The following is a 21,169-nucleotide window of genomic DNA, read 5'->3' as shown; positions in this document are numbered from 1 at the left end:
GTCTTTTTTATTGGGGATTATTTACCCAATTATTCAGAAGATAACATAAGCATCATCTGAGTTTCACCTCTCTAAAGAAAGAAGAAATAGAAATATTGGTAAATTCAGTTATTCAGTGACCAGTTTTTTAAGTTTCTGGTCTATTTTTCAATCCGAATTTAATATAACCCCGAACTCTAATATTCACTGGTAACTGGAATAGCATCTTGCATCTTTCCTAACCATTCTAATAAGCTTTCGAGTTGTTTTTGAGGTTTCATCACCCCTAACCCCCTAACGGTGACTTTTTTGGGAGTATAAACAAACCGCGATCGCAAATGTGCCGGTAAGTTTTCTTCTAATAGTTTCCAAGCGGGTTCTTCCATTGGTGTTTCTAAGACAATGTTTTGTTTTCCTTCAGGTTTAATTCGAGAAAATCCCAAAGATTTCGCTAACTGTTTCAGTTCAATTACTTGTAATAATTGCTGTACGGGAATGGGTAATTTTCCATAGCGATCATTCCATTCAGCTGCAATTTGGGCTAGTTCTTTTTTGGAATTAGCAACTGCAATCGCCCGATAAGCTGACATTTTTTGTTCCATATCGGGAATATAATCCGTCGGAATAAAAGCAGTTAATTGTAAATCAACTTGAGTATCTTCCACTTTTGGTATTTCTTGACCTTGAATTTCTTTAATAGCTTCTTGTAACATATCCATATATAATTCAAAGCCAATCGACTCCATTTGTCCCGATTGTTCGGCACCCAATAAGTTACCAACCCCTCGAATTTCCATGTCACGAGTGGCTAATTGATAGCCTGAGCCTAGCTGACTAAATTCTTGTAAGGCTCGTAATCTTTTCCTTGCTGTTTCTGTTAGTTGGGCTTTGCTTGGATATAATAACCAAGCGTGGGCTTGAATACCGGCTCTTCCGACTCTTCCTCTGAGTTGATACAGTTGGGCTAAGCCAAATTTTTGAGCGTCTTCTATGATAATTGTATTAACCCTAGGAATGTCTAACCCTGACTCAACAATGGTGGTACAAACAAGAATATCGGCATCTCCATTATTAAAACTTAACATGGTCATTTCTAAGTCATTAACATTCATTTGACCATGACCAATTGCTATCCTAGCACTAGGAACCATTTTCTTTAATTCGGCTGCTACTTCTTCAATTCCTTCTACTCTGGGAACTACATAAAAGACTTGCCCCCCTCGATCTAATTCATTACGAATAGCCGTTCTAACAACATCAGGATTATAGCGAGATAAATGGGTCTTAATGGGACGACGAGAGGGCGGAGGTGTAGTAATTAAGCTCATTTCCCGTATTCCCGATAGGGACATATATAGAGTTCGGGGAATAGGCGTGGCGGTTAAAGTAAGGACATCAACATGGCTTTTCATATCCTTGATTTTTTCTTTTTGATTAACCCCAAATCGTTGTTCTTCGTCCACCACTAATAAGCCTAAGTCTTTGAATTTAATGCTTTTTCCTAATAGTTGTTGCGTGCCGACAACTATATCTAATTCTCCTGTGGCTAATCGGTCAATAATCTCTTTTTTTTCTGAGTTTGTACGAAATCTATTTAACAGTCCAATATTGATAGGATAGGGGGCAAATCGTTCTTTTAGGGTATGATAATGTTGTTGGGTTAAAATGGTGGTAGGGGCTAAAAATGCCACTTGTTTATGACCACTGGTAACGGCTTTAAAAATGGCTCTTACTGCGACTTCTGTTTTGCCAAATCCCACGTCACCACATACTAATCGATCCATCGGGCGATCGCTTTCTAAGTCTATTTTAACGTCTTGTATGGCTTTTAGTTGATCGGGGGTGGGTTGATAGGGGAAAGAGTCTTCTAGTTCCTGTTGCCAAGGGGTGTCTAGGGGATAAGTAAACCCTACGTTTTTAGCACGTTTTGCATACAAATTAATTAAATCAACAGCCAACTTTTTAATATTTTTACGGACTCTTTGTTTTGATTTTTGCCACATTTTCCCCGTCATTTTATGGAGTTGGGGAGGGGTTGAACCGGTATGACGGTAACGGGATAAACTATCAAAGGAATCAGCAGGAATTCTCAAAATCCCATCGGCATATTGTACGACTAAATATTCACGGGTTGCTAAACTTTCTAACTTCAAAAATTTACCAATTCCGTGACTTTTATGGACTACATAATCTCCTGGATGGAGTTGTTGTAAATCAACTTTTTTAGACGTAGCACGACGACGTTTTCTAATATATCCAGCAGTCGCTAAAACGTGCTGCCCAAAGAATTCTTTATCGGTAACAACAACAATACGAAAGGTGGGTAAAATAAACCCTTCTAATTCTGCTAACCCTGAATATTTTAGAGCGATCGCTGTTCCTTGAATATGAGATTTATTAATCGCTGGATAATCACGGAGATTAGGGATAAATTGCGCTGGACAATCGTGTTCTTGTAATAATGAAACAGTACGAGAAGGTTGAGCAGAAATCAACCAAGTTGCATATTTATCTAAAGTTATACCACTATAAATTTCTCGTTTTCCTCTTAATATTTCTGCGAGTTTAGCAAATTGATGAGGAGTGGTAGGAAGTGGACGACTGGATAAATCTAAGGCATTTTTATTATTAACTTCTGATAGCTCAGAGAGATATAATTTAGAAAATTCTTGTGTTAATTGTAAAGAATCATCGAAACTTCTATGAATTTTAGGTACAGATTTTTCTTGATCTTGCCAGTTTTCTTCGATATAATCTAACCAGCGGTCGCTATGGGATTTACATTGTTCAATTTCATCAAAAACACAAAGGGTATTAAGGTTTACATAATCTAAAATACAGGCCGGTTCATCAAAAGCGATTCCTAAAAATCGCTGCATTCCAGAAGGATAATTATAATTTTCTAAACCTTCTTTTTCTTCTTTTGATAAATAATTGTCTAAATTGTAATCATTCTCTTTAATCGTATTAGCAATAATTGTATTAAAGCTCACGGGAGTTAACAAGATACTTTCTATAGAATCAAGCGATCGCTGAGTGGCTGGATCAAATTCTCTTATTTTTTCTAATTCATCCCCAAACCATTCTAATCTTATAGGAACTTCTGAAGAAACGGGAAAAATATCAACAATATCACCTCGACGACTCCATTGTCCTTCTACTTCGACTAAATTAACTCTTTCATACCCTAATTTAACTAAAGCTTCGTCAAATATTTTAGATTTCTCTGTTATTCCTGTTTGTAAATTTAAGCAGTATTTATGAAAACTCTCAGGAGGAGGTAAATGGGGTTGTAATGCTTTTTCTGTCGTAACAATAGCATAATTATTATTTTCAGTTACTGATAAGTTAAGATTAGATAATACCTGCATTTGTCCCCAAATCATTTCCGATTCAGGGTTCAAAGGTTCGTAGGGAGATGCTTCCGTTGTCGGGTAAAAACTGACTGTTTTCCATCCCATAATTTCTAGTTGTGCCGTCCATCTTCCTGCTTCTTCTAAAGTAGCACAAATAACTAATAAGTTTTGTTGATTAGCTTGGGCTAAAGCTGAAGAAATTAAACCTTTTGGTAGTCGATTAATTCCTTTTAATCCTAATTCTTTATTTCCCTTAAGTTTATCTAATAATTCTTTAGTTAAGGTGGATTTTTGTAGGGTACGAATCAGAGAAGAAAAAACCATAATCAACTAGAAATTCGTTTATCTTTGTTAGTGTAACACATCAAGTATGATTTTTGGATTTTTACTACTTATCTAAAACAACTGTTGATGTGTCCTTTTTCTATTGAAAAAATTTTAGATGGGGATTTTTATGGAGTTTAATTTCGGTAATTAATTGTTTCAGGTTTTCCTAAAAACTTAGGATTAATCTTGAGTATTTTACAATCTAAAAAAGCTTTAAATCTTGCTAAAACTTCTCTTAATCTTGTTTTCAACCCAGCGAAAGATTGCACATTTGATGCAGAAAAAGCAATAGGATTTTGACCTTTTGATTGTGCAATATATATGGCTCGTTGACAATGAAATTTTTGAGACACAATGGTATAATTCTCTAAACCAAAAACTTTTTTAGCCCGTACAATAGAATCTAAAGTTCTAAACCCTGCATAATCTTGAGTAATATATTGAGAAGGAACTCCTAACTTAATTAAATCTTGTGTCATTTGACTGGGTTCGTCATAAAATTGTGTTGAGTTATCCCCTGATACTAAAACTCCATCTATTTTCCCTGCTTGATATAGTTTTGCCGCAGCTTGCACTCGATAAGCATAATAAGCATTATAATAGGTTTCTCCCGATTGCTGAATATATTTAGAGGTTCCTAATACTAAGGCAATTTTTCTTTTTGGAACTTGATTAATATCGGAATAAATAAACTGTTCAAATTGGTTGCTAATATACCAATCAATGGACACAATTAATACAATAAAGATAATAATTATAGCACTAATCATTATCAACCAATTAATGAAAAATTGCTTTATTTTTTTACGTGATAACATATTAAATATTCAGACTTATCGAGTTTAAAACATTAGAATTTTATTTTAATGCCTCTAATAGAATAGTCTAATAATTCAATTGGGTGCATTAGTTTGAGCTTTTTTCCTTGCTGGTTTAAATGTTTTTTGATTTGCAAAGAACATCCGGGGTTAGGAGAGGCAATCAATTTGGCTCCTGTATTGATTAAATTATTAACTTTTTGTTGTCCTAATTCATCAGCAACTTCTGGCTGTAACATATTATAAACCCCTGCACTACCACAACATAAAGCTGCATCAACAGGTTCTTTTAAGATGATTCCTGGAATTTGTTTGAGAAGTTGACGGGGTTGTAAGCTGATTTTTTGCCCATGTAAGAGATGACAAGCATCTTGATAAACTAAGGGTAAATTATCATCAGTTAATGGAGATAATGGGGTCGTTAATTCAATTTCTGCTAAAAATTCTTGAATGTCTTTAACTTGATTGGAAAATTGTTCACCTTGTTCTTTATACTCTGAATCATCGGCTAAAATATGACCATATTCTTTTAATGTATGACCACAACCAGCCGCGTTAATAATAATATAATCGACATCAGTATTAGCAAAACTATCAATCATCTGTTTAGCTAAAGCTTGCGCTTGTTTTTCTTGTCCTTGGTGTGCTGGTAATGCGGCACAACACCCTTGACTTTTAGGAATAACCACCTCACAACCATTAGCGGTTAAAACTCTAACAGTTGCTTCATTAACAGGGGAGAAAAATAACCGTTGAACACAACCTAAAACCACCCCTACACGATAGCGTTTTTTCCCTTGTGCTGGTATTACATCAGGATAATTTTGATTGAATGATTTTAGGGTAATTTCAGGTAAAATAGCCTCCATTGCTGCTAAACGGGGAAACAATTGTTTTAATAATCCTGTAACCCGTACAATTTTTTGAATTCCTAATTTTTGATATACCCAAAGTAAGGGAAGAAAAATTTTCAATCTTTCTGGATAAGGAAATAAATTAAAAATAATACTTCTAATAATTTTATCAGAAATATTTCTCGGTTGATTTCGTTCAACTTGAGGTCTTGTGGCTGCAATTAAACTATCATATTGTACTCCTGATGGACAGGTAGAAACACAAGCTAAACAGCCTAAACAACTATCAAAATGTTGAGTTGTAGTTTCATCTAAGTCTGCTTGTCCTTTCTTGATAGCGTCCATTAAATAAATTCTACCCCTAGGAGAATCCATTTCTTTACCAATAACTCGATAACTCGGACAGGTAGATAAGCAAAACCCACAATGAACACAACTATCAATTAATTCTTGTTTAGGAGGATTTTTTGAGTCAAATCCTTTCATTTCTTCTTCTAAAGCTTGTTGAAAATTAAAACTATTATTGGAGTTTTCAGAAAGGTGCATAATAATAAACTAAATTTCAAAATTTAATTAAATAAAGCGAGAAGGACTAAATAAATTATGAGGATCAAATTGCTTTTTAATTTGTTTCATTAAGGGTAAGGCATTACCTGAATATCCCCAAGGATCAAATTGTTTTTTGATGCTTTGATTTGCTTCTAAAATGGTTAAAAATCCTCTGTTTTCTTGAGCAAGCGATCGCAGTTGTTTTAAAATCCCTAAACTGGGTTCCATTTCTAGCTTAAACTGTCCGATTCCACTACTTAAATTAATCATTGCCCATGCTTTTTCTGGGGTCAAGTCATTCAATTTAATTAACCAGCTAATAGCTTGATTGGGTATTATTCCCATTTTGCCTGTTATGGTTGAATTTGTGCTAGAAACTCTAATTAATTCTTGTAATCGTTGCCATAGATTTAATTCTATTTGATCTTGACAAAATGTTGTTTTTATATCCAATTTTTCAGCGATCGCTTGCACCTGTTTACTTTGTTCTTTGATACTTTTTGGTATGCTTTGAAACCTTACCATTAAGCCCATTTTTTCCCCCAATTCTAAGGTTTTCACCACAGAGGAAGAAACTATCTCAGCGGACGTGGGTTGTAATCCTGATTGTAACAAGGTTTTTGCCATTTGGTTGATGTCATCAGCTTCCCCTGTCATTACTAAGGTTCCAGATGCTTCAGGGATAGGATACAATCGGAAGGTAACAGTAGAAATTATGCCCAGTGTTCCGTAAGATCCTGTAAATAGTTTCATTAAGTCGTATCCTGCTACATTTTTCACGACTTTTCCTCCTGCTTTTGCGACTTCTCCATCCCATCGTACAAAAGACAGTCCCAACACCAGATCCCTTATTCCTCCATAACGTTGTCGCCATGATCCTGTGTCTGCTGTAGCCATAATACCCCCTATAGTGGCATCTTTTGGGTAGGTAGGGTCGATGGGTAAAAATTGATTATGATGTCGTAAAATAGCCTGTAAGTCGCTTAATTTTATCCCTGCTTCAACGGTAATGGTTAAGTCGCTAACTGCATGATCAATCACATGATTAAGCTTTTGGGTACTAATAACGAGATTAGTATCAGAAACTAAACCACCCCAATGTAGCTTAGTTCCATTTCCACAGGGAAGCATTGACCATTTATTTTCACTTGCTATTTTAATAGTATCCTGTAAGGTTTCAATATTAGTAGGAGTGATTAAATAATGAGGAGTACAACTATTATTAACTGTTTTTTTTATCTTATCTTTCCAAGCAGTCTCAACAATTTCCCAAGGAATAATATCAGGGGAGTCTAATACCGATTTTAACTGTGAGGCGATGGCAGAGGTCATAATTAGTTAATTAAACACTGTTATAATATTTTACCATTATTACTTAACTAACTTTTGCGAATTCCAAATTTGGTTTTTGTGGCAATAGCAATTGCACTATTTTCTAATTATCTAATATATGATCTTAAAACATCTTTACAGTAAAGTTATTCCTTCCTTACGCGGTAAATTTTGTAAACGTAAAACACCACAATGTTTGTTCTTTTTTTGCCAAATAAGCTGTTAAAAATATTCATCAGTAGTAATAGTAACTTGTTTTTCTCTGACTGCCCATTCTAGAATATTTTTATCTAACATCTCAGGATCAATATCATTAACAAAAGCAACATCATAACCTTGAGAAATTAATATATTGCCGAGAGTTTAACTAGCATTAACATCGATTTAAAAACATAAAATCAAAGATGTATTAATTGGCAACTCTTTCTATAATTTTCTCTTGAGAAACCAGGGAATAAGCATAAAAACAAGTAACTAGAACTTGCTAGAACTCGATTAAATACAGTTATATCTCATTAATTATTGCACTGCTATAAAATACCCAAATTTTAACAACAATCAGAAGAATAAATAACCCGACTAAAATCCAATTTTTTCAATGCAGATGGTTGAATAAAAAAATTACCAACCCCTGCGTCTCCCCACATAATGTCTGCATCTTCATCGGAAATCATTTGAAACAATAACTCATAGGGTTCTATATTTTCATCAAAATCAATTCTCGGATCATCTTGAGTAAAAAAGGGATAACCTCCTAATTTATGTTCTTCCCCATCATATAAGTCTACATAATCTTCTAAAAGATCATAATAATCTAAATCTTCTTCTGAATTATCAACTAAATTTTCTATCATCTCTTCTAAGCGATAATCACAACCACTAATGGGTTCAGATTTTTGTTCAAATGTTAAAGCAAAACTCCCAATAAACGGTAAGATCACATCAGGATCATCCATACTCGGAAGAAAACTAAAATCAGTGATTAAATTCTTTTCCTCTAAATCAATTTTGTCAAAATAAATCACCCGAAAATGGCTTTGATTTAACATATCTTCGTCATCTACCCCATATAAGTCATGATAACTATCAATATAAAATTGTAAAATTCCTTCTTTGGGAAAATTATCTAATAGCAAGGTTTCAGAAAAATTAATTTGAGCTAATAAAATTAAAGGTTTTCCTTCTGGACTTTTAGGATACTCTAATTGTTTAGGAAAATAAGGTTCTCCTCCAAACTTACTTTCCCATAAAGTCATATTGTTGCTAAAGGAAGGGGTTATTTTAAGATAAAGTTTTTGAGTTGCTTCTAACTCTTTGCGTAGGGTATCTAGAGGAGGAGGCAGCTTCATGATAATTTAGATTCTTGGTCGTACAACCTCCCATTTTACAGAAGGACTGTAAATTCATGAAGTTGTTAATCTTTAATTAAGAAACTTGTTATCTTGTTATCCAGAGATCATCAACATTAATTAAAAATTAATATTTATTAGTCACCCTTGAACTGATTTATCTTTTTATATTAATTTGAGTAATTATAAAGCTTAGCTGACTGCTGAAGGTTGGCTTTTAGCAATAGGGAGAGTAAACCAGAATTGACAACCATTACCAGGTGTACTATTAACTCCAATATTACCCCCATGAGCCTCAATAATTTGACGACATTGATAAGAACCTAACCCAATACCTGTCCTACGTCTATCATGTAAACTACGAAGATATAATTTAAACAATTGATCACATTGTTGTTCACACATTCCTACCCCGTTATCAGTCAAACGACAATAGATCATCCCTTTTTCAATCGTCATATCAATAGTTAAATTAATACCAGGGGGATTATGTTTTAAAGCATTAGTAACCAGATGCTCAAAGACGTGATGTAATTTTTCCTTATCTCCATAAGTCAAGGGCAAATTATGAGGAATATTCACAGTTAAATGAGCTTTGTTTTGTTTTAATAATGACTGCCATTCTTGAGTTAATTCGTCCAAAAAATTTTCTAATGATAATGTTTCAGAATGAATCATTAATGGTCGTTGTTCAGAAAAATGATCCTCAGAAAGCGCATTAATTAAAGTTAATTGACGCTCACTACTGTTAATCATTCTATCTAAAATAGAGCGAGACAAGGTTAAGCTATCTCCAGGACGATGTTGTAAATTTTTTAATAACATTAAAAGACCCATAATCGATGTACGCAAATCATGGGAAACTGCCTGTAAAAACACAGCTTTCATATCATGTAATTCTTGGACTTCAGTCATTTTTTCCTGAAGCTGATAAGTGCGATGTTGTACCTGTTTTTCTAAATTACAATTTAAGCGTTGTACTTGCTGATAAAGTTGTGCTTGACTCATAGCAATCATCACTTGACCCGCTAATTGTTCTAATAACTTGATCTCCTGTTTATGCCAATGACGTACCCCAAAACATTGATGAGCTACCAATAATCCTAAAGGCTTACCGTCCAGATGTAAAGGGACAACTAAAGCTGCTTGAATTTGATAACGTTGGGTATATTGTTGCAGGGCTAGGGATAAATTTAAAGCCTTAATATCATCAGCGATAAAGGTTTGAGCTTGAGTAAAAAGAAAGGGTAAATCTGTTAATAAATCATCCCTAGCATTACCGCCTAATAAGCTAGGATAATTCTTATTGAGAGACTCAGCCACTACCTCAATACGTCCCCCCTCTTGCCAAGAAGCAATAAACACGCGATCAGCATGAATTAACTGACGAATTTCTGTGACAGTTGTGTTAAAAATCTGTTGTAAATCGAGAGATTGCCGAATCTTTAAAGAGACTTCTGCTAATAAATGATCTCGTTCTAGGGTTGCCCGTAACTGTCGTTCTGCCCGTTGTCTTTCTGCCACGGCTGCCGATAATAATAAAGCGGTTCCACTGACAATAACAATAAACATTTGTAGCAGTAAAATGGTTTGAGACTCATTAGCTGTTTGCATCACAAACGGGCCGACTCCTTGATCCGTTCCTGCGATCGCCAATAAAGCTAAAGATAAACTCCCTAAAACCGCCCCCCAAGTTTGAAAACGAATAGCTGCCCAGACAACGATAGGGAAGGGCAAATACTCCAAATACTGAGCATTACTCAAACCTCCGTTCATCACGGTTTCGACCTGGGTATGACGGTAAAATACCATCCAACTCAACCCGACTAAAAGTCCGCCACAGAGAAGTCCTTCAAAAATACGCTCTTTTTTGTGACGACGAAATAAGCCTGCGCTATCAAGGTATATTCGCAATAGAAAGGGCGTTATCACTAAAATACCACTACAGTCTCCTAACCATCCTATCCACCACTGTGACGCAAAATTCTGCCAATTCAGAGGACTGGTTAACCAGGCTAACACTGTATCAATGGTGGCATTCAATATAGGAGAAACCATTCCCCCCAAAAACACTAAAGCGGTAACATCATGAATTCTAGAAAGACGACAGGAGAAATGACACCAACGTAATAATTTAAAAGCTAACCAAGCTGAGAGACTACTACCCACGGCAGAGCCTAAAATAATTCCCCAATTCGCTCCTGACAGGAACATCAACAAAGCATCGCCTAGAAAAATCCCTAACCAAACTTGTTCTCCGTAGATTAACAACGCGGTTAAGGCAATGCCCGCCGAAAAGCCGAGGGGCGAGATTTCTACCCCAAGTCCCATGCCCCAATGAGCTAAGAAGCCACCACTCAGGTAAGCTAAGGCTACCAGAGCAACGATAACAGAAGAATATTGCCACGGACTACGACGAGTTAAAGTCATAAACTTAACTATCTCACTCTTACTAAAGAGTGCCTAACTCAATCATCTTTGTGCCTCCCCTAGATGGGTGAATTTAAGCATAAGTCGAGATTTGTGTGAAGATGTTACTTGAAAAATACTGATTTTTTTTAACTTTTGGCATATTGTTAATAAAGTTCCTTGTTACCTTGTCACCTCCATGCGAATTTTAATTGTAGAAGACGATCCCCTAATGCAGTTAGGCTTAGAACAAGCCTTAAGTGAACATCCCAACTTTGAGATTATCGGACAAGCTGAAGACGGTTATACTGGTGTTCAACAAGCCCTGGAACTTAAGCCCGATTTGGTGGTCATGGATATCGGTTTACCTCGTTTAGACGGTATTGCTGCCACTAAACAGATTAAGGAACAACAACCCAACATTCATGTCGTTATGTTGACTTCTCATACTTTACAAACCGAGGTGGTAGCAGCCTTATCCAGTGGAGCCGATGCCTATTGTATCAAAGGAGCTAGTTTAGAACGATTATTAGCTGCCATTGAAGCAGCCCAAGATGGAGCCACTTATCTTGATCCACAAATTGCACGGTTAGTGTTAGATAATTTGAAACCCCCAACCCCAGAACCGAATCAAAACATTGCCCTCTTATCAGAACGAGAATTAGAGGTTTTAAAGTTAATTGTGGAAGGAAAAAGTAATAACGAAATTGCCGAAGACTTATACTTAAGCACCAATACCATCAAAACCCATGTTCGGGGTATTATGAATAAATTGGCCGTTGACGATCGCGTTCAAGCAGCCGTAGTTGCTTTGCGTTCGGGATTAGTTTAGCATTTTAATTTCCTTTAAGATTATGAAAAGTCAGGATGTTATTGTCTTAGGTAGTGGTTGTTCTATACTTGATTTATCAGAACAGGAAATTGAGTATATTAATAATTGTGAGGTGATTATTGCCATTAATAAGTTTATGGCTTTTTATAAAAAATCAAAAATTTTACCAACTCATGTCTATTATGTGGATGCTTATAGTGCATCAACCGTTTATTTTCTTGAATATATTTTTAAGATTTGTCGGCAAAACAATTTAAGTAAAATAAATTTTATTCTTAACAATAAAATTTTAAAATTTCCCCTTAATAGTAAAAGATTATGTTCAAAAAAATTAGCATTTTGGATTAAAAAACAATACTTATCAATAGAAGAAGAAATACATGACAAACTATTTCACGGAGAACCAATAAATCCTAATCTTTTTCTAGTTCCTAAAGATTGTTCTTTTGAATTTATTTCTCATCAAAGTTGGTTAGAAGGAGGGAACTGGAGTAATAGTCTGAAAGAATCATTATTTCATTATCGTGGTAGTTTAAGTACAGTTTTAAATTATATTTCTATAAAATATCCCCAACATCCTATCAAATTAGTGGGAGTTGATTTTAATTCCCCTGGTTATTTCTTCCAAGAAGAACTAGAAAAACTCAATTTTACATGGCAAGATTGGACAACGGACATAACCAAAGAAAAAAAGACTCATTTTAGTGCGATTTCTTATAAAGGGACAACAATTTTCGATAAATTTGATTTTATGCTTGCGAAGCTTCAAGAAACAGGCAATGAAGTCTACAGTTGTAATCCTCATAGTTTATTAGTTGAGAAAGGGTTGACAAAATACAAAAATGTTATATCCTAAAAAAATATAAAAAAGCCAAATTTTTGATGATTCAAAATTCAAACAATAAATACTAACTTCAATAGTTTACATATATGCCTAAAGTAAGTATTATTATTCCTAGTTATAACCATGCTAAATTTCTAGAACAACGTCTAGATAGCATTTTCAATCAAACCTATCAAGATTTTGAAGTCATTTTTTTAGATGATGCTTCTTCGGATAATACAAAAGAAATTTTTTCTAAATATACTGATCATCCTAAAGTTAAAAAAGTAATTTTTAATTCTCAAAATAGTGGGAGTCCTTTTAAACAATGGAATAAAGGAGTCAAAGAAGCACAAGGCGAGTATATTTGGATTGCTGAATCTGATGATTACGCAGATAGAAAATTTTTAGAAACATTAGTTCCTTTATTAGAAGAGAATCCGAAAATAGGCATTGCCTATTGTCAATCATTACAAATAAACGAAAAAAGTCAAATTACTAAAAGTTATTCCAATTATACTGAGGATATAGATAAAAATAGATGGAACAATAGTTTCATAAATAGTGGAATTGATGAAGTGACTAATTATTTGATTGTAAAGAATACCATTCCTAATGCTAGTGCTGTGCTCATGAGAAGAAAAGCATATATAGAAGCAGAAATGGCTCCTGAAAATATGAGATTGTGTGGAGATTGGTATTCTTATATAAAAATTCTAAGAAAATATGATATTGCCTTTTGTAATCAACCACTCAACTATTATCGATATCATTCTCAAATTAGTCGAGCCTATAATAAAAAAGATAAAAATAAACGCTTTATACAATACATAGAACACTACATTATTCTAAATTTTGTGTCGAACAATTTTCAAATGACTTCTGAGAAAAAAGAGTCTATGTATTTTAACTTGATTAAAAGGTGGAGCAATTTAATATCACTATTAGATTGTTTAAAGCTTAAATTTTGGAAACTCATTTTTTATTATTTAAAAGATGAACCATCAAAACTTAAGCATGGGAAGTTGATGTTAAAAAAACTCATAACAAATACTAAACCTGACCTAAAAATAATTGTCACAATGAACCAGAAAAATATATAAGTCTGATTTTAGAAAATGAATTGGTTTCAAATGCTAAAATGATAACAATCCTATAGGGAAATAATCTATGACAAAATTAACTGTTAAATAGTTGTAAATTTCTATTTATCTTTTATATATTTTCAAAAATAACAATATTAGGGGAATTCAAGTGTTAAAAAAAACGTTACCTAAAACTTTAAAAACATTACTTTCATATCAAAGATATCAATCATTGAGAATAAATTATAAGTCTTGGCAAAATATTGATCCTATTCTTATCTATACTATGGGAAAAGTTGGCTCAACAACAGTTGAAAAATCTTTGAAATCTTCGAGTCTTGATAACCCAACTTATCATATTCATTTTTTAACTGAAAGTTGGATAAATAAGATAGAAAAAAGATACGAGAAAGTAAATCTTAATTCAGATCAAGGACATTTAAGAGATAGTCAATTTTTACGACACAAAATAACGGCATCTTCTCATATCAACTGGAAATTTATAACCTTAGTAAGAGATCCAATTAGAACCTATCTATCCCATTTATTTCATAATCCAACAGTTCATCATCCGTACTTATTAGGAGAAAATGATAAATTACGAACAAGAGAAGAGTTAATTAACATAATTGAAGAAAAATTATCTAACTTTGATGAAGGCATTGACTATATAAATAGCTGGTTTGATCAAGAATTAAAAATATCCCTAAAAATTGATGTTTATGAGTATCCCTTTGATTATACCAAAGGATATCAAATTATTGATAATGATCACTTTGATATATTGATTTTGAAATTAGAAAATTTGAATAATAATTTTAACCAAGCTATAAAAAAATTTCTCAACTGTGATACTAATATTCCTGTGAAAAAATCAAATGTTAATCAAAATAAAAAGTATTCTAATGCTTATGAAAAAGTTATGGAAGAGATAAAATTATCACCGTCAATTTTAACCCAAGTTTATTCTTCAAAATATGCCACTCACTTTTATAGTGATCTCGAAAGACAAAAACTAATTGAATATTGGAGCCAAGTGTCTAAAATATCATAAAATAATTAATAATAAATAATATAAAAAAAAATAGAAAATTTAGTTTATGAAAGTTAGTTTTTGTGCTTACGATTTTCCAGATAGAGTTGGTGGACCCTATGCTTGGTTACCCAGGCTTCTTCCATTGCTGAGAGACAGAGGAATTGAACCAAAAGTCTTATTTTTTATACCCGGAAACAAAAAAAAATGTCAGGCGGTTCAACTGGTTAAAGAACAAGGATTTCAGCATTCTGTCAAAAAATTTCCTCGTTATATCGATCAAAGAATTCGTTGGATTTTAGAAGAATTAAAAGAAGATACCCCTGATGTATTTATTCCCAATTTGGTCGTTCCCGCTTTTTATGCGAGTCGTTGGGTCAAAAAAGCAGGAATTCCTACCGTTGGAGTCATGCACTCTGACGATCCTTTCTATTATGGCGTTTTAGATCAATTTGTCTTTGGTTCGTCTGATTATCAGCTTTCTGGATTTGTTGCTGTTTCCCGTTTTATCGAACAAACAATACACAACAAAGGAAAAACCCAATCTTTGATCCGATGTATTCCCTATGGCGCGCCTATACCTCCAAATAAAACAAAAAAACCCTCTGATAAATTGAGAATTATTTATGTTGGCCGTTTAGTTGAAGAACAAAAACAAATCTCTTTGTTAACTAAAGCTTTTTGTCGTGCTGTCAAGGAAGTTCCTAATACAGAGGCTATTATTTATGGTAGTGGTTCTAGTAGTGATGCTGTAGAAAAAATTATAGCTGAAGAAAGTCAAGGTCTTCCCATAAAATTAGGGGGCAAAATCGATAGCAATAAAGTCCAACAACATTTATTACAAAGCCATGTAATCGTTCTATTATCCGATTATGAAGGATTACCTATTGCACTAATGGAAGCTATGGCCTGCGGAGTCGTTCCTGTCTGTCTACGCATTCGTAGTGGTATTCCTGAACTGATCGACAATGGTGTGAGTGGTTTATTAGTGGACGATCGCGGAGATAGCTTCGTTAATGCTATTCGACGGTTACAGCAAGAAACAGAACTTTGGGAGAAATTGTCTCAAGGCGCACGGGCGAAAATAGAAGCAGACTATTCTGATACCGTAGGTGCTGATAAATGGGCAAACTTTCTCAGAGAATTATCCCAGTCTGCTAGTATTAAACAATCTATCAAGATTCCTCCATTTTTCTTTTTACCACCTGTCCATCCTCCCTTAGCAGTAGAAGATAAACGTCGTCCTTCATTTTCCAAACGATTACAATATAAACTTAGTAATCTCGTTAAATCTAAAAACTAACATTCAATTCAAACAAAAATCATGTCATCTAATCACGGTAAAATTTTAGTAACGGGAGGGGCAGGCTATATCGGTTCTCATGCTGTTTTAGCCCTCAAAAAAGCAGGGTATGATGTGATTATTCTTGATAACCTCATCTATGGTCATCAAGATTTAGTAGAAAAAATTTTAAAAGTAGAATTGATAATAGGTGATCTTGGCGATCGCTCCTTACTCAAGGATATATTTAAACAGTATTCTATTGATGCGGTGATGCACTTTGCAGCCTTTGCTTATGTGGGGGAATCTATCAAAGAACCTCAAAAATATTATCGTAATAATGTTGCTAATACTCTTACTTTATTAGAGGCTATGAAAGCAACTTCTATTAATAAATTAGTTTTTTCTTCTACTTGTGCGACTTATGGAGTGGCTCAATTTTCTCCCATTACTGAGCAGCATCCCCAAAACCCCATTAATCCTTATGGTGCTAGTAAATTAATGGTAGAGCAAATCTTAAAAGATTTCTCGAAAGCTTATGACTTAAATTATGTTTGTTTCCGCTATTTTAATGCAGCAGGAGCGCATCCAGAAGGGTTATTAGGTGAAGATCATGATCCCGAACCCCATTTAATTCCTTTAGTGCTTTTAACCGCTTTAGGAAAACGAAAATTTATTTCTATTTTTGGCAGAGATTATCCTACCCCAGATGGAACTTGTATCCGTGATTATATTCATGTTCTTGATATTGCTCAGGCTCATCTTTTAGGCTTAAACTATTTACAACAAGGAGGAAAATCTGATATTTTTAATTTAGGAAATGGTAACGGATTTTCTATTCAAGAAGTGATTGATACCGCTATAGAAGTAACCCAAAAAAATATTAATGTAAAAATTGGCGATCGCCGTCCAGGTGATCCTCCTATTTTAGTCGGAAGTGGTGAAAAAGCTGCTAAAATTTTAGGCTGGAAACCTCAATATTCCAGTTTAGAAAATATTCTTTCCCATGCTTGGCAATGGCATCAAAAAAGACATATTGAGTAATTAATCATTAAATTATAAGTAACTAAGCATAGCTGTTAAACTTAAGGTCTAGTTATGTACTGAAAAACTACCTTATTATCCATAATCACAATTATTATCGGGGGGTTAAAACTGCTTACATAGCCAACATTTGCTAAGTCCTGATTATCTGATTTAACAGCAATAGAACCTTCCCCTGTATTTGAAACGACAAAAGTATTCATATTTTCAGAAGATATATTTACATTTGTTGATTCTCCTGATGGAAAAGTTAGCTCAATTTTTTTCTGGTTTTCAGTACCATTGATAACATGAAAATATCCTTTATAGAGTATTAATTCATCATACACACCTCTTGCAAACCATGAACCAGCAACAGCTAATATCATTGAAATAATATATGTGGTTAAAATAACATATTTTTTATTGCTCATAAATATTCTATTTTATGCCCATAATGACAGTTTAGATTGTCCTGTAAATAAATCATTGCCTTTAGCCAATAGAAGATTTTAAAACTTTTTCTATCCATTTTTACTCATTACTATAACTTCTTCCTCGCCATTGTTTCGGTGTTTGTAAAGAAGATAAAAAGATTCTCAAAACAGCGAAAGGATCAGCTAAAGGAGATAACCAAAATAATAAGGATTTAACAAATGAAGACTTATCTTTGTAATAGGAAGGGAAAACAGCAAACAACAAAGAAAATCGGATAATAACCAAAACAATATTTAAAGCGATCGCTAATTTCAAACTCAAAAAATGATAACCAATTGACCAAAAACTAAGGAAAACAATTAACAATAATAAAGGTAAAGCTTGAGTTAATAATAATAAAGCTAAATCACCCCATACTTGAGCAGTTGAGGCAGCATCTTTAAGATCCAGCGATCGCCCCCATTCGTTCCAGGTTTCTTTGATTCCTTCGTACATCCTCACTCGAATGAGGTTCTTACCGTCCAAAAAACCCACCTTAAAGCCCTGTTTTGCTGCTTCACGGGCTAAAGTAACATCATCGCAAAACGAACTAGCAGCACAAGCATAACCGTCCAATGCTTCTAAAACAGAACGACGACAGAGGAAACATTGACCATTCGCCATCACTCGATCTGGACTTTGTTCTCGCACTCCAGCCGAATCAAAACGATACAATAACGTCATTAATAAAGCTGGTTGTAACCACCATTCTCCTGCATCTTTGAGGATAAACTGAGGAGACAACGAAACCATATCATAACCCTCTTCCTCGGCAGCATTAACTAAACTAGCCACTAAACCCCGTTGGGGTTGGGTATCAGCATCAATGCCTAATACCCATTCACTACGGGGAGAACTGTGCAAAAATCCATTATGCAGGGCCCAGGGACGGCCAACCCATCCCGAAGGCAAAGGATCATCGGTGATCAGGCGAAAACGGGGATCTTCTAATCCTGCTGTTTTTACCAGTTCTTGGGTTCCATCTTGAGAATGACTGTCTACGACAATAATTTCTCGAACTTCATAACTTTGTTGTCCTAACCCTTGTAAACAAGGTGTAATGCGTTCTGCTTCGTTGAGAGTGGGAACCACGACAGTCACTTTACCCAACATTTCGGGATAAGGTAATTGGGGCGTTAAGGGTGGGCAACGCTTAGCCCCTTTGAGCAGACGAGACAACAAAATGAAGGTTGCTGTTCCTTGAAACAGTAACACAGACAGAGAAATAATGCCGATAACCGTATCATTCAACAAAATAGAAACTCCATAATCCATAATCCATTGTCAATTATCCATTATTAAAAGACACTTTGACGAGATTTTCAGGGATATTGGTATCTGTTGGGGTATTAGCTAGACGATACAAAACTAAAACAGGAATTAAACCAACAATCAACCCTAACAAAACGGGAATATAGATTCCTGCAGCTAAACTCATAATCATGGCAAAAGCAAAATTACTGACATAGATGGCTAAAGGAAGTCCTAGGTTACTTTGGGGAAATTTAAAGGGTTTAACTTTCCAAATTAAGGTAGCAATGGTCATAAAAATTGCCCCAGTCCCAAACCAACCGGCAAAGTTTTGATAAGGCATTCCAAAAAATGCCCCTGGTTGATCCCAAACCCAAAATGGCATGGTGGTTTGACTCATGGCTGGATCTAAAACAAAATCCCAAGCGGTTAAGAAAATGGAACCGAGGAAAATAGAAGCGACTATTTTTAGCCAATTTTGAGAAATCTTATTATTTAATCCGGCGCGGGCAATTAAATAAGCACTAAATCCTAAATAAAACCAAGATAGGGGAATCGTAAAAGGAACTAACCCTGCAATTTTATAGCCTAATCCTGTTAAGTAGCGGTAATGACCAAAGGGGAATCCGGTACTGGTTCCCAGTAATTCACTGGTTAAGGAAATGCTTAAGGCTGGTAACATAAAGCCTAACCAATGCCAAACCCCCAGGGTACGATAAGCATAAACGGTAACAGCAGCCATTCCTAACAACATATACATCACACCACCGCCAGCCATAGACCAAGCAAAGGCGGTTTTGCCGATGGGGGGTAAACTAGCAACAAAATCAGGATTAGGTAACACTAGCAATAATCCTGCTAAACCAAAAGCCATAGAGAAAATATGGCCGATGACAAGAATGCGTTCTACGCGCATAAGGCTATTCATGAGTTTCTATCGATAGTCTGTGGGTTAAATTCTAGTTTACAAAACTTTATAAAAAAATATAATATTTAACTTGAGTTCGGAGTTTGGAGTTATATTAGCAATAAAACGATAAAGACTTAAGACTGATAACTGTTCACTGGTTTAATATTGATCATCGTAGTCGTCGTAATCATCATAGTCATCATTTCGATATCGTTGTTGTTTCGTTTGACGACTTTGTATTTTTTCTTTGATAATTTTCCAGAGTTTTTTTAACCGCAAATCCAAAGAAAAACCCCGTTTTGTTTGAATAACAATGGTGTTACCCACCTTATCATGAAACGCCTGATTATATTCTTCATCTCCGATGGCAATGCCACAATCAATAATTAAAGGAGTAATAAAGATTAACATTGATAATCCATTTTTAAAATTGATATTTAATCCCACCATAGCTAACATGGCAGCAAATCCTAAAATGGCTTCTCGTTTAGCTAATTCTTGTAACCCAGGAACACGCAAGAATCTCATGTCAATTACTTTAATATCAAATGCCCAACTGCCTAAACTTTGTCCTTTATTTTTGCCAACAATAATAATTCGTAAAATTAGCCAAATACCGAAAAATACTAGGTCTTTTACCAATCCTTGAAAAAAAGAACTCAGAAACCATACGGTTACAAAATCTAATAAAAAAGCATAGGCACGACGATCAAGGGGAACTTTTGGAAAGCGTCTATCCGTAGGAGGTAATTGATTAGAATACATACAATTTTTACTTATTGAAACATCGCTTGAAAGGCTTTAACTTTTAAATCAATTCCTGTAATTGCAGTTCCGACAACAACGGAATAAGCCCCATAATTTAAAGCTTTTTTGGCATCTTCTGGGGTAGCAATTCCTCCCTCTGCAATAATAGGAATGGTTAATTTTTGGCTCATTTCTTCTAATAATGAAAATCCTGGAGGATTCAAATTTTCAGTTTCTTTGGTATAACCATAAAGAGTCGTTCCGACAAAATCTGCTCCGGCTTGCGCTGAGGCGATCGCATTTTCTATAGTATCTACATCAGCCATGACTAATTTTCCTAATTTTTCTTGAATATTATGGATTAAATCGGCTAATTGTTCTCCTTGGGGACGCTTTCTTAAAGTCCCATCAATAGCAATAATATCAGCCCCGGCCTCAGCGATCACAACTGCATCATTATAACAGGGCGTAATATAAACATCATACCCTGAATAGTCCTGTTTCCACAGTCCAATAATAGGAATATTAGGCAATTCTTTTTTCACTTGTTTAACATGATTAGGGGTATTAATTCTTATACCTTTTGCCCCTTGATTAACGGAAGCTTTAGCCATAGCAGCAATAATTTTAGGGTCAAATAATGGAGAGTCAAGCGGTGCTTGACAGGAAACAATTAAGCTAGATTCTGGAATTATCATAAATAAGACACAATTTAATTGGTAACTGGTAACTG

At 34.6% G+C, this 21,169-nt stretch carries 17 protein-coding genes; 6 read left to right on the top strand and 11 right to left on the bottom strand.

Annotation, left to right across the window (positions count from 1 at the left end):
* Window positions 1-176 precede the first annotated feature (176 nt).
* The 6 genes from mfd to CY0110_RS07845 form a co-directional block, all read right to left on the bottom strand.
* Entirely contained in the window at window positions 177-3,659 is a 3,483-nt protein-coding gene (mfd, locus tag CY0110_RS07870) for a transcription-repair coupling factor (protein WP_008274856.1), read from the bottom strand.
* Window positions 3,660-3,796: 137 nt separating this feature from the next.
* Window positions 3,797-4,432 (bottom strand): SanA/YdcF family protein, encoded by a 636-nt coding sequence (locus tag CY0110_RS07865; protein WP_008274855.1) that lies wholly within the window; start codon window positions 4,430-4,432, stop codon window positions 3,797-3,799.
* Window positions 4,433-4,512: 80 nt separating this feature from the next.
* Window positions 4,513-5,880 carry a (Fe-S)-binding protein gene (locus tag CY0110_RS07860; protein ID WP_008274854.1) on the bottom strand — a complete coding sequence of 456 codons (1,368 nt, stop codon included), beginning with the start codon at window positions 5,878-5,880 and terminating at the stop codon, window positions 4,513-4,515.
* A gap of 27 nt (window positions 5,881-5,907) precedes the next feature.
* Window positions 5,908-7,215: an FAD-binding oxidoreductase gene (locus CY0110_RS07855; RefSeq protein ID WP_008274853.1), complete on the bottom strand. Its 1,308-nt coding sequence runs from the start codon at window positions 7,213-7,215 to the stop codon at window positions 5,908-5,910.
* A gap of 548 nt (window positions 7,216-7,763) precedes the next feature.
* Entirely contained in the window at window positions 7,764-8,564 is an 801-nt protein-coding gene (locus CY0110_RS07850) for a YwqG family protein (RefSeq protein ID WP_008274852.1), read from the bottom strand.
* 192 nt (window positions 8,565-8,756) lie between these two features.
* Entirely contained in the window at window positions 8,757-10,994 is a 2,238-nt protein-coding gene (locus tag CY0110_RS07845; RefSeq protein WP_008274851.1) for a sensor histidine kinase, read from the bottom strand.
* 178 nt (window positions 10,995-11,172) lie between these two features.
* Here CY0110_RS07845 and CY0110_RS07840 point away from each other — a divergent pair, with 178 nt between their 5' ends.
* From CY0110_RS07840 to galE, 6 genes are all read left to right on the top strand, one after another.
* Entirely contained in the window at window positions 11,173-11,805 is a 633-nt protein-coding gene (locus CY0110_RS07840; protein WP_008274850.1) for a response regulator, read from the top strand.
* A 22-nt stretch (window positions 11,806-11,827) separates the two neighbouring features.
* Complete coding sequence (locus CY0110_RS07835; protein WP_008274849.1) at window positions 11,828-12,661, top strand: hypothetical protein; 834 nt, start codon at window positions 11,828-11,830, stop codon at window positions 12,659-12,661.
* Between the two features lie 74 nt (window positions 12,662-12,735).
* Entirely contained in the window at window positions 12,736-13,731 is a 996-nt protein-coding gene (locus tag CY0110_RS07830; RefSeq protein ID WP_008274848.1) for a glycosyltransferase family 2 protein, read from the top strand.
* A 151-nt stretch (window positions 13,732-13,882) separates the two neighbouring features.
* Complete coding sequence (locus tag CY0110_RS07825) at window positions 13,883-14,767, top strand: putative capsular polysaccharide synthesis family protein (RefSeq protein WP_008274847.1); 885 nt, start codon at window positions 13,883-13,885, stop codon at window positions 14,765-14,767.
* A gap of 46 nt (window positions 14,768-14,813) precedes the next feature.
* Window positions 14,814-16,049 carry a glycosyltransferase family 4 protein gene (locus CY0110_RS07820; RefSeq protein ID WP_008274846.1) on the top strand — a complete coding sequence of 412 codons (1,236 nt, stop codon included), beginning with the start codon at window positions 14,814-14,816 and terminating at the stop codon, window positions 16,047-16,049.
* A gap of 21 nt (window positions 16,050-16,070) precedes the next feature.
* Window positions 16,071-17,072, top strand: a complete 1,002-nt coding sequence (gene galE / locus CY0110_RS07815; protein ID WP_008274845.1) for a UDP-glucose 4-epimerase GalE — start codon at window positions 16,071-16,073, stop codon at window positions 17,070-17,072.
* A gap of 41 nt (window positions 17,073-17,113) precedes the next feature.
* On the opposite strand, the gene CY0110_RS07810 is transcribed toward galE, so the two are convergent.
* The 5 genes from CY0110_RS07810 to CY0110_RS07790 form a co-directional block, all read right to left on the bottom strand.
* Window positions 17,114-17,485 (bottom strand): hypothetical protein, encoded by a 372-nt coding sequence (locus CY0110_RS07810; RefSeq protein WP_008274844.1) that lies wholly within the window; start codon window positions 17,483-17,485, stop codon window positions 17,114-17,116.
* A gap of 100 nt (window positions 17,486-17,585) precedes the next feature.
* A complete protein-coding gene (gene cruG / locus CY0110_RS07805; RefSeq protein WP_008274843.1) occupies window positions 17,586-18,803 on the bottom strand; it encodes a 2'-O-glycosyltransferase CruG in 1,218 nt (405 codons plus the stop codon).
* A 13-nt stretch (window positions 18,804-18,816) separates the two neighbouring features.
* The gene (gene cruF / locus CY0110_RS07800; RefSeq protein ID WP_035798841.1) at window positions 18,817-19,707 is read right to left on the bottom strand and encodes a gamma-carotene 1'-hydroxylase CruF; all 891 of its coding nucleotides are present in this window, start codon (window positions 19,705-19,707) and stop codon (window positions 18,817-18,819) included.
* 141 nt (window positions 19,708-19,848) lie between these two features.
* Entirely contained in the window at window positions 19,849-20,454 is a 606-nt protein-coding gene (locus tag CY0110_RS07795; RefSeq protein ID WP_008274841.1) for an RDD family protein, read from the bottom strand.
* An 11-nt stretch (window positions 20,455-20,465) separates the two neighbouring features.
* Window positions 20,466-21,134: an N-acetylmannosamine-6-phosphate 2-epimerase gene (locus CY0110_RS07790; RefSeq protein ID WP_008274840.1), complete on the bottom strand. Its 669-nt coding sequence runs from the start codon at window positions 21,132-21,134 to the stop codon at window positions 20,466-20,468.
* Window positions 21,135-21,169 lie beyond the last annotated feature (35 nt).

Origin of the sequence: Crocosphaera chwakensis CCY0110, from assembly GCF_000169335.1 — a bacterium.
GTDB lineage: Bacteria > Cyanobacteriota > Cyanobacteriia > Cyanobacteriales > Microcystaceae > Crocosphaera > Crocosphaera chwakensis.
The sequence above is the reverse complement of the archived record's forward strand: the minus strand, read 5'-3'. Positions and strand labels throughout refer to the sequence as shown.

What these genes read in the sequence shown, in the direction of transcription:
- mfd (WP_008274856.1), bottom strand. Translation starts at nt 3,659, where the DNA reads ATGGTTTTTTCTTCTCTGATTCGTACCCTACAAAAATCCACCTTAACT.
- CY0110_RS07865 (WP_008274855.1), bottom strand. Translation starts at nt 4,432, where the DNA reads ATGATTAGTGCTATAATTATTATCTTTATTGTATTAATTGTGTCCATT.
- CY0110_RS07860 (WP_008274854.1), bottom strand. Translation starts at nt 5,880, where the DNA reads ATGCACCTTTCTGAAAACTCCAATAATAGTTTTAATTTTCAACAAGCT.
- CY0110_RS07855 (WP_008274853.1), bottom strand. Translation starts at nt 7,215, where the DNA reads ATGACCTCTGCCATCGCCTCACAGTTAAAATCGGTATTAGACTCCCCT.
- CY0110_RS07850 (WP_008274852.1), bottom strand. Translation starts at nt 8,564, where the DNA reads ATGAAGCTGCCTCCTCCTCTAGATACCCTACGCAAAGAGTTAGAAGCA.
- CY0110_RS07845 (WP_008274851.1), bottom strand. Translation starts at nt 10,994, where the DNA reads ATGACTTTAACTCGTCGTAGTCCGTGGCAATATTCTTCTGTTATCGTT.
- CY0110_RS07840 (WP_008274850.1), top strand. Translation starts at nt 11,173, where the DNA reads ATGCGAATTTTAATTGTAGAAGACGATCCCCTAATGCAGTTAGGCTTA.
- CY0110_RS07835 (WP_008274849.1), top strand. Translation starts at nt 11,828, where the DNA reads ATGAAAAGTCAGGATGTTATTGTCTTAGGTAGTGGTTGTTCTATACTT.
- CY0110_RS07830 (WP_008274848.1), top strand. Translation starts at nt 12,736, where the DNA reads ATGCCTAAAGTAAGTATTATTATTCCTAGTTATAACCATGCTAAATTT.
- CY0110_RS07820 (WP_008274846.1), top strand. Translation starts at nt 14,814, where the DNA reads ATGAAAGTTAGTTTTTGTGCTTACGATTTTCCAGATAGAGTTGGTGGA.
- galE (WP_008274845.1), top strand. Translation starts at nt 16,071, where the DNA reads ATGTCATCTAATCACGGTAAAATTTTAGTAACGGGAGGGGCAGGCTAT.
- CY0110_RS07810 (WP_008274844.1), bottom strand. Translation starts at nt 17,485, where the DNA reads ATGAGCAATAAAAAATATGTTATTTTAACCACATATATTATTTCAATG.
- cruG (WP_008274843.1), bottom strand. Translation starts at nt 18,803, where the DNA reads ATGGATTATGGAGTTTCTATTTTGTTGAATGATACGGTTATCGGCATT.
- cruF (WP_035798841.1), bottom strand. Translation starts at nt 19,707, where the DNA reads ATGAATAGCCTTATGCGCGTAGAACGCATTCTTGTCATCGGCCATATT.
- CY0110_RS07795 (WP_008274841.1), bottom strand. Translation starts at nt 20,454, where the DNA reads ATGTATTCTAATCAATTACCTCCTACGGATAGACGCTTTCCAAAAGTT.
- CY0110_RS07790 (WP_008274840.1), bottom strand. Translation starts at nt 21,134, where the DNA reads ATGATAATTCCAGAATCTAGCTTAATTGTTTCCTGTCAAGCACCGCTT.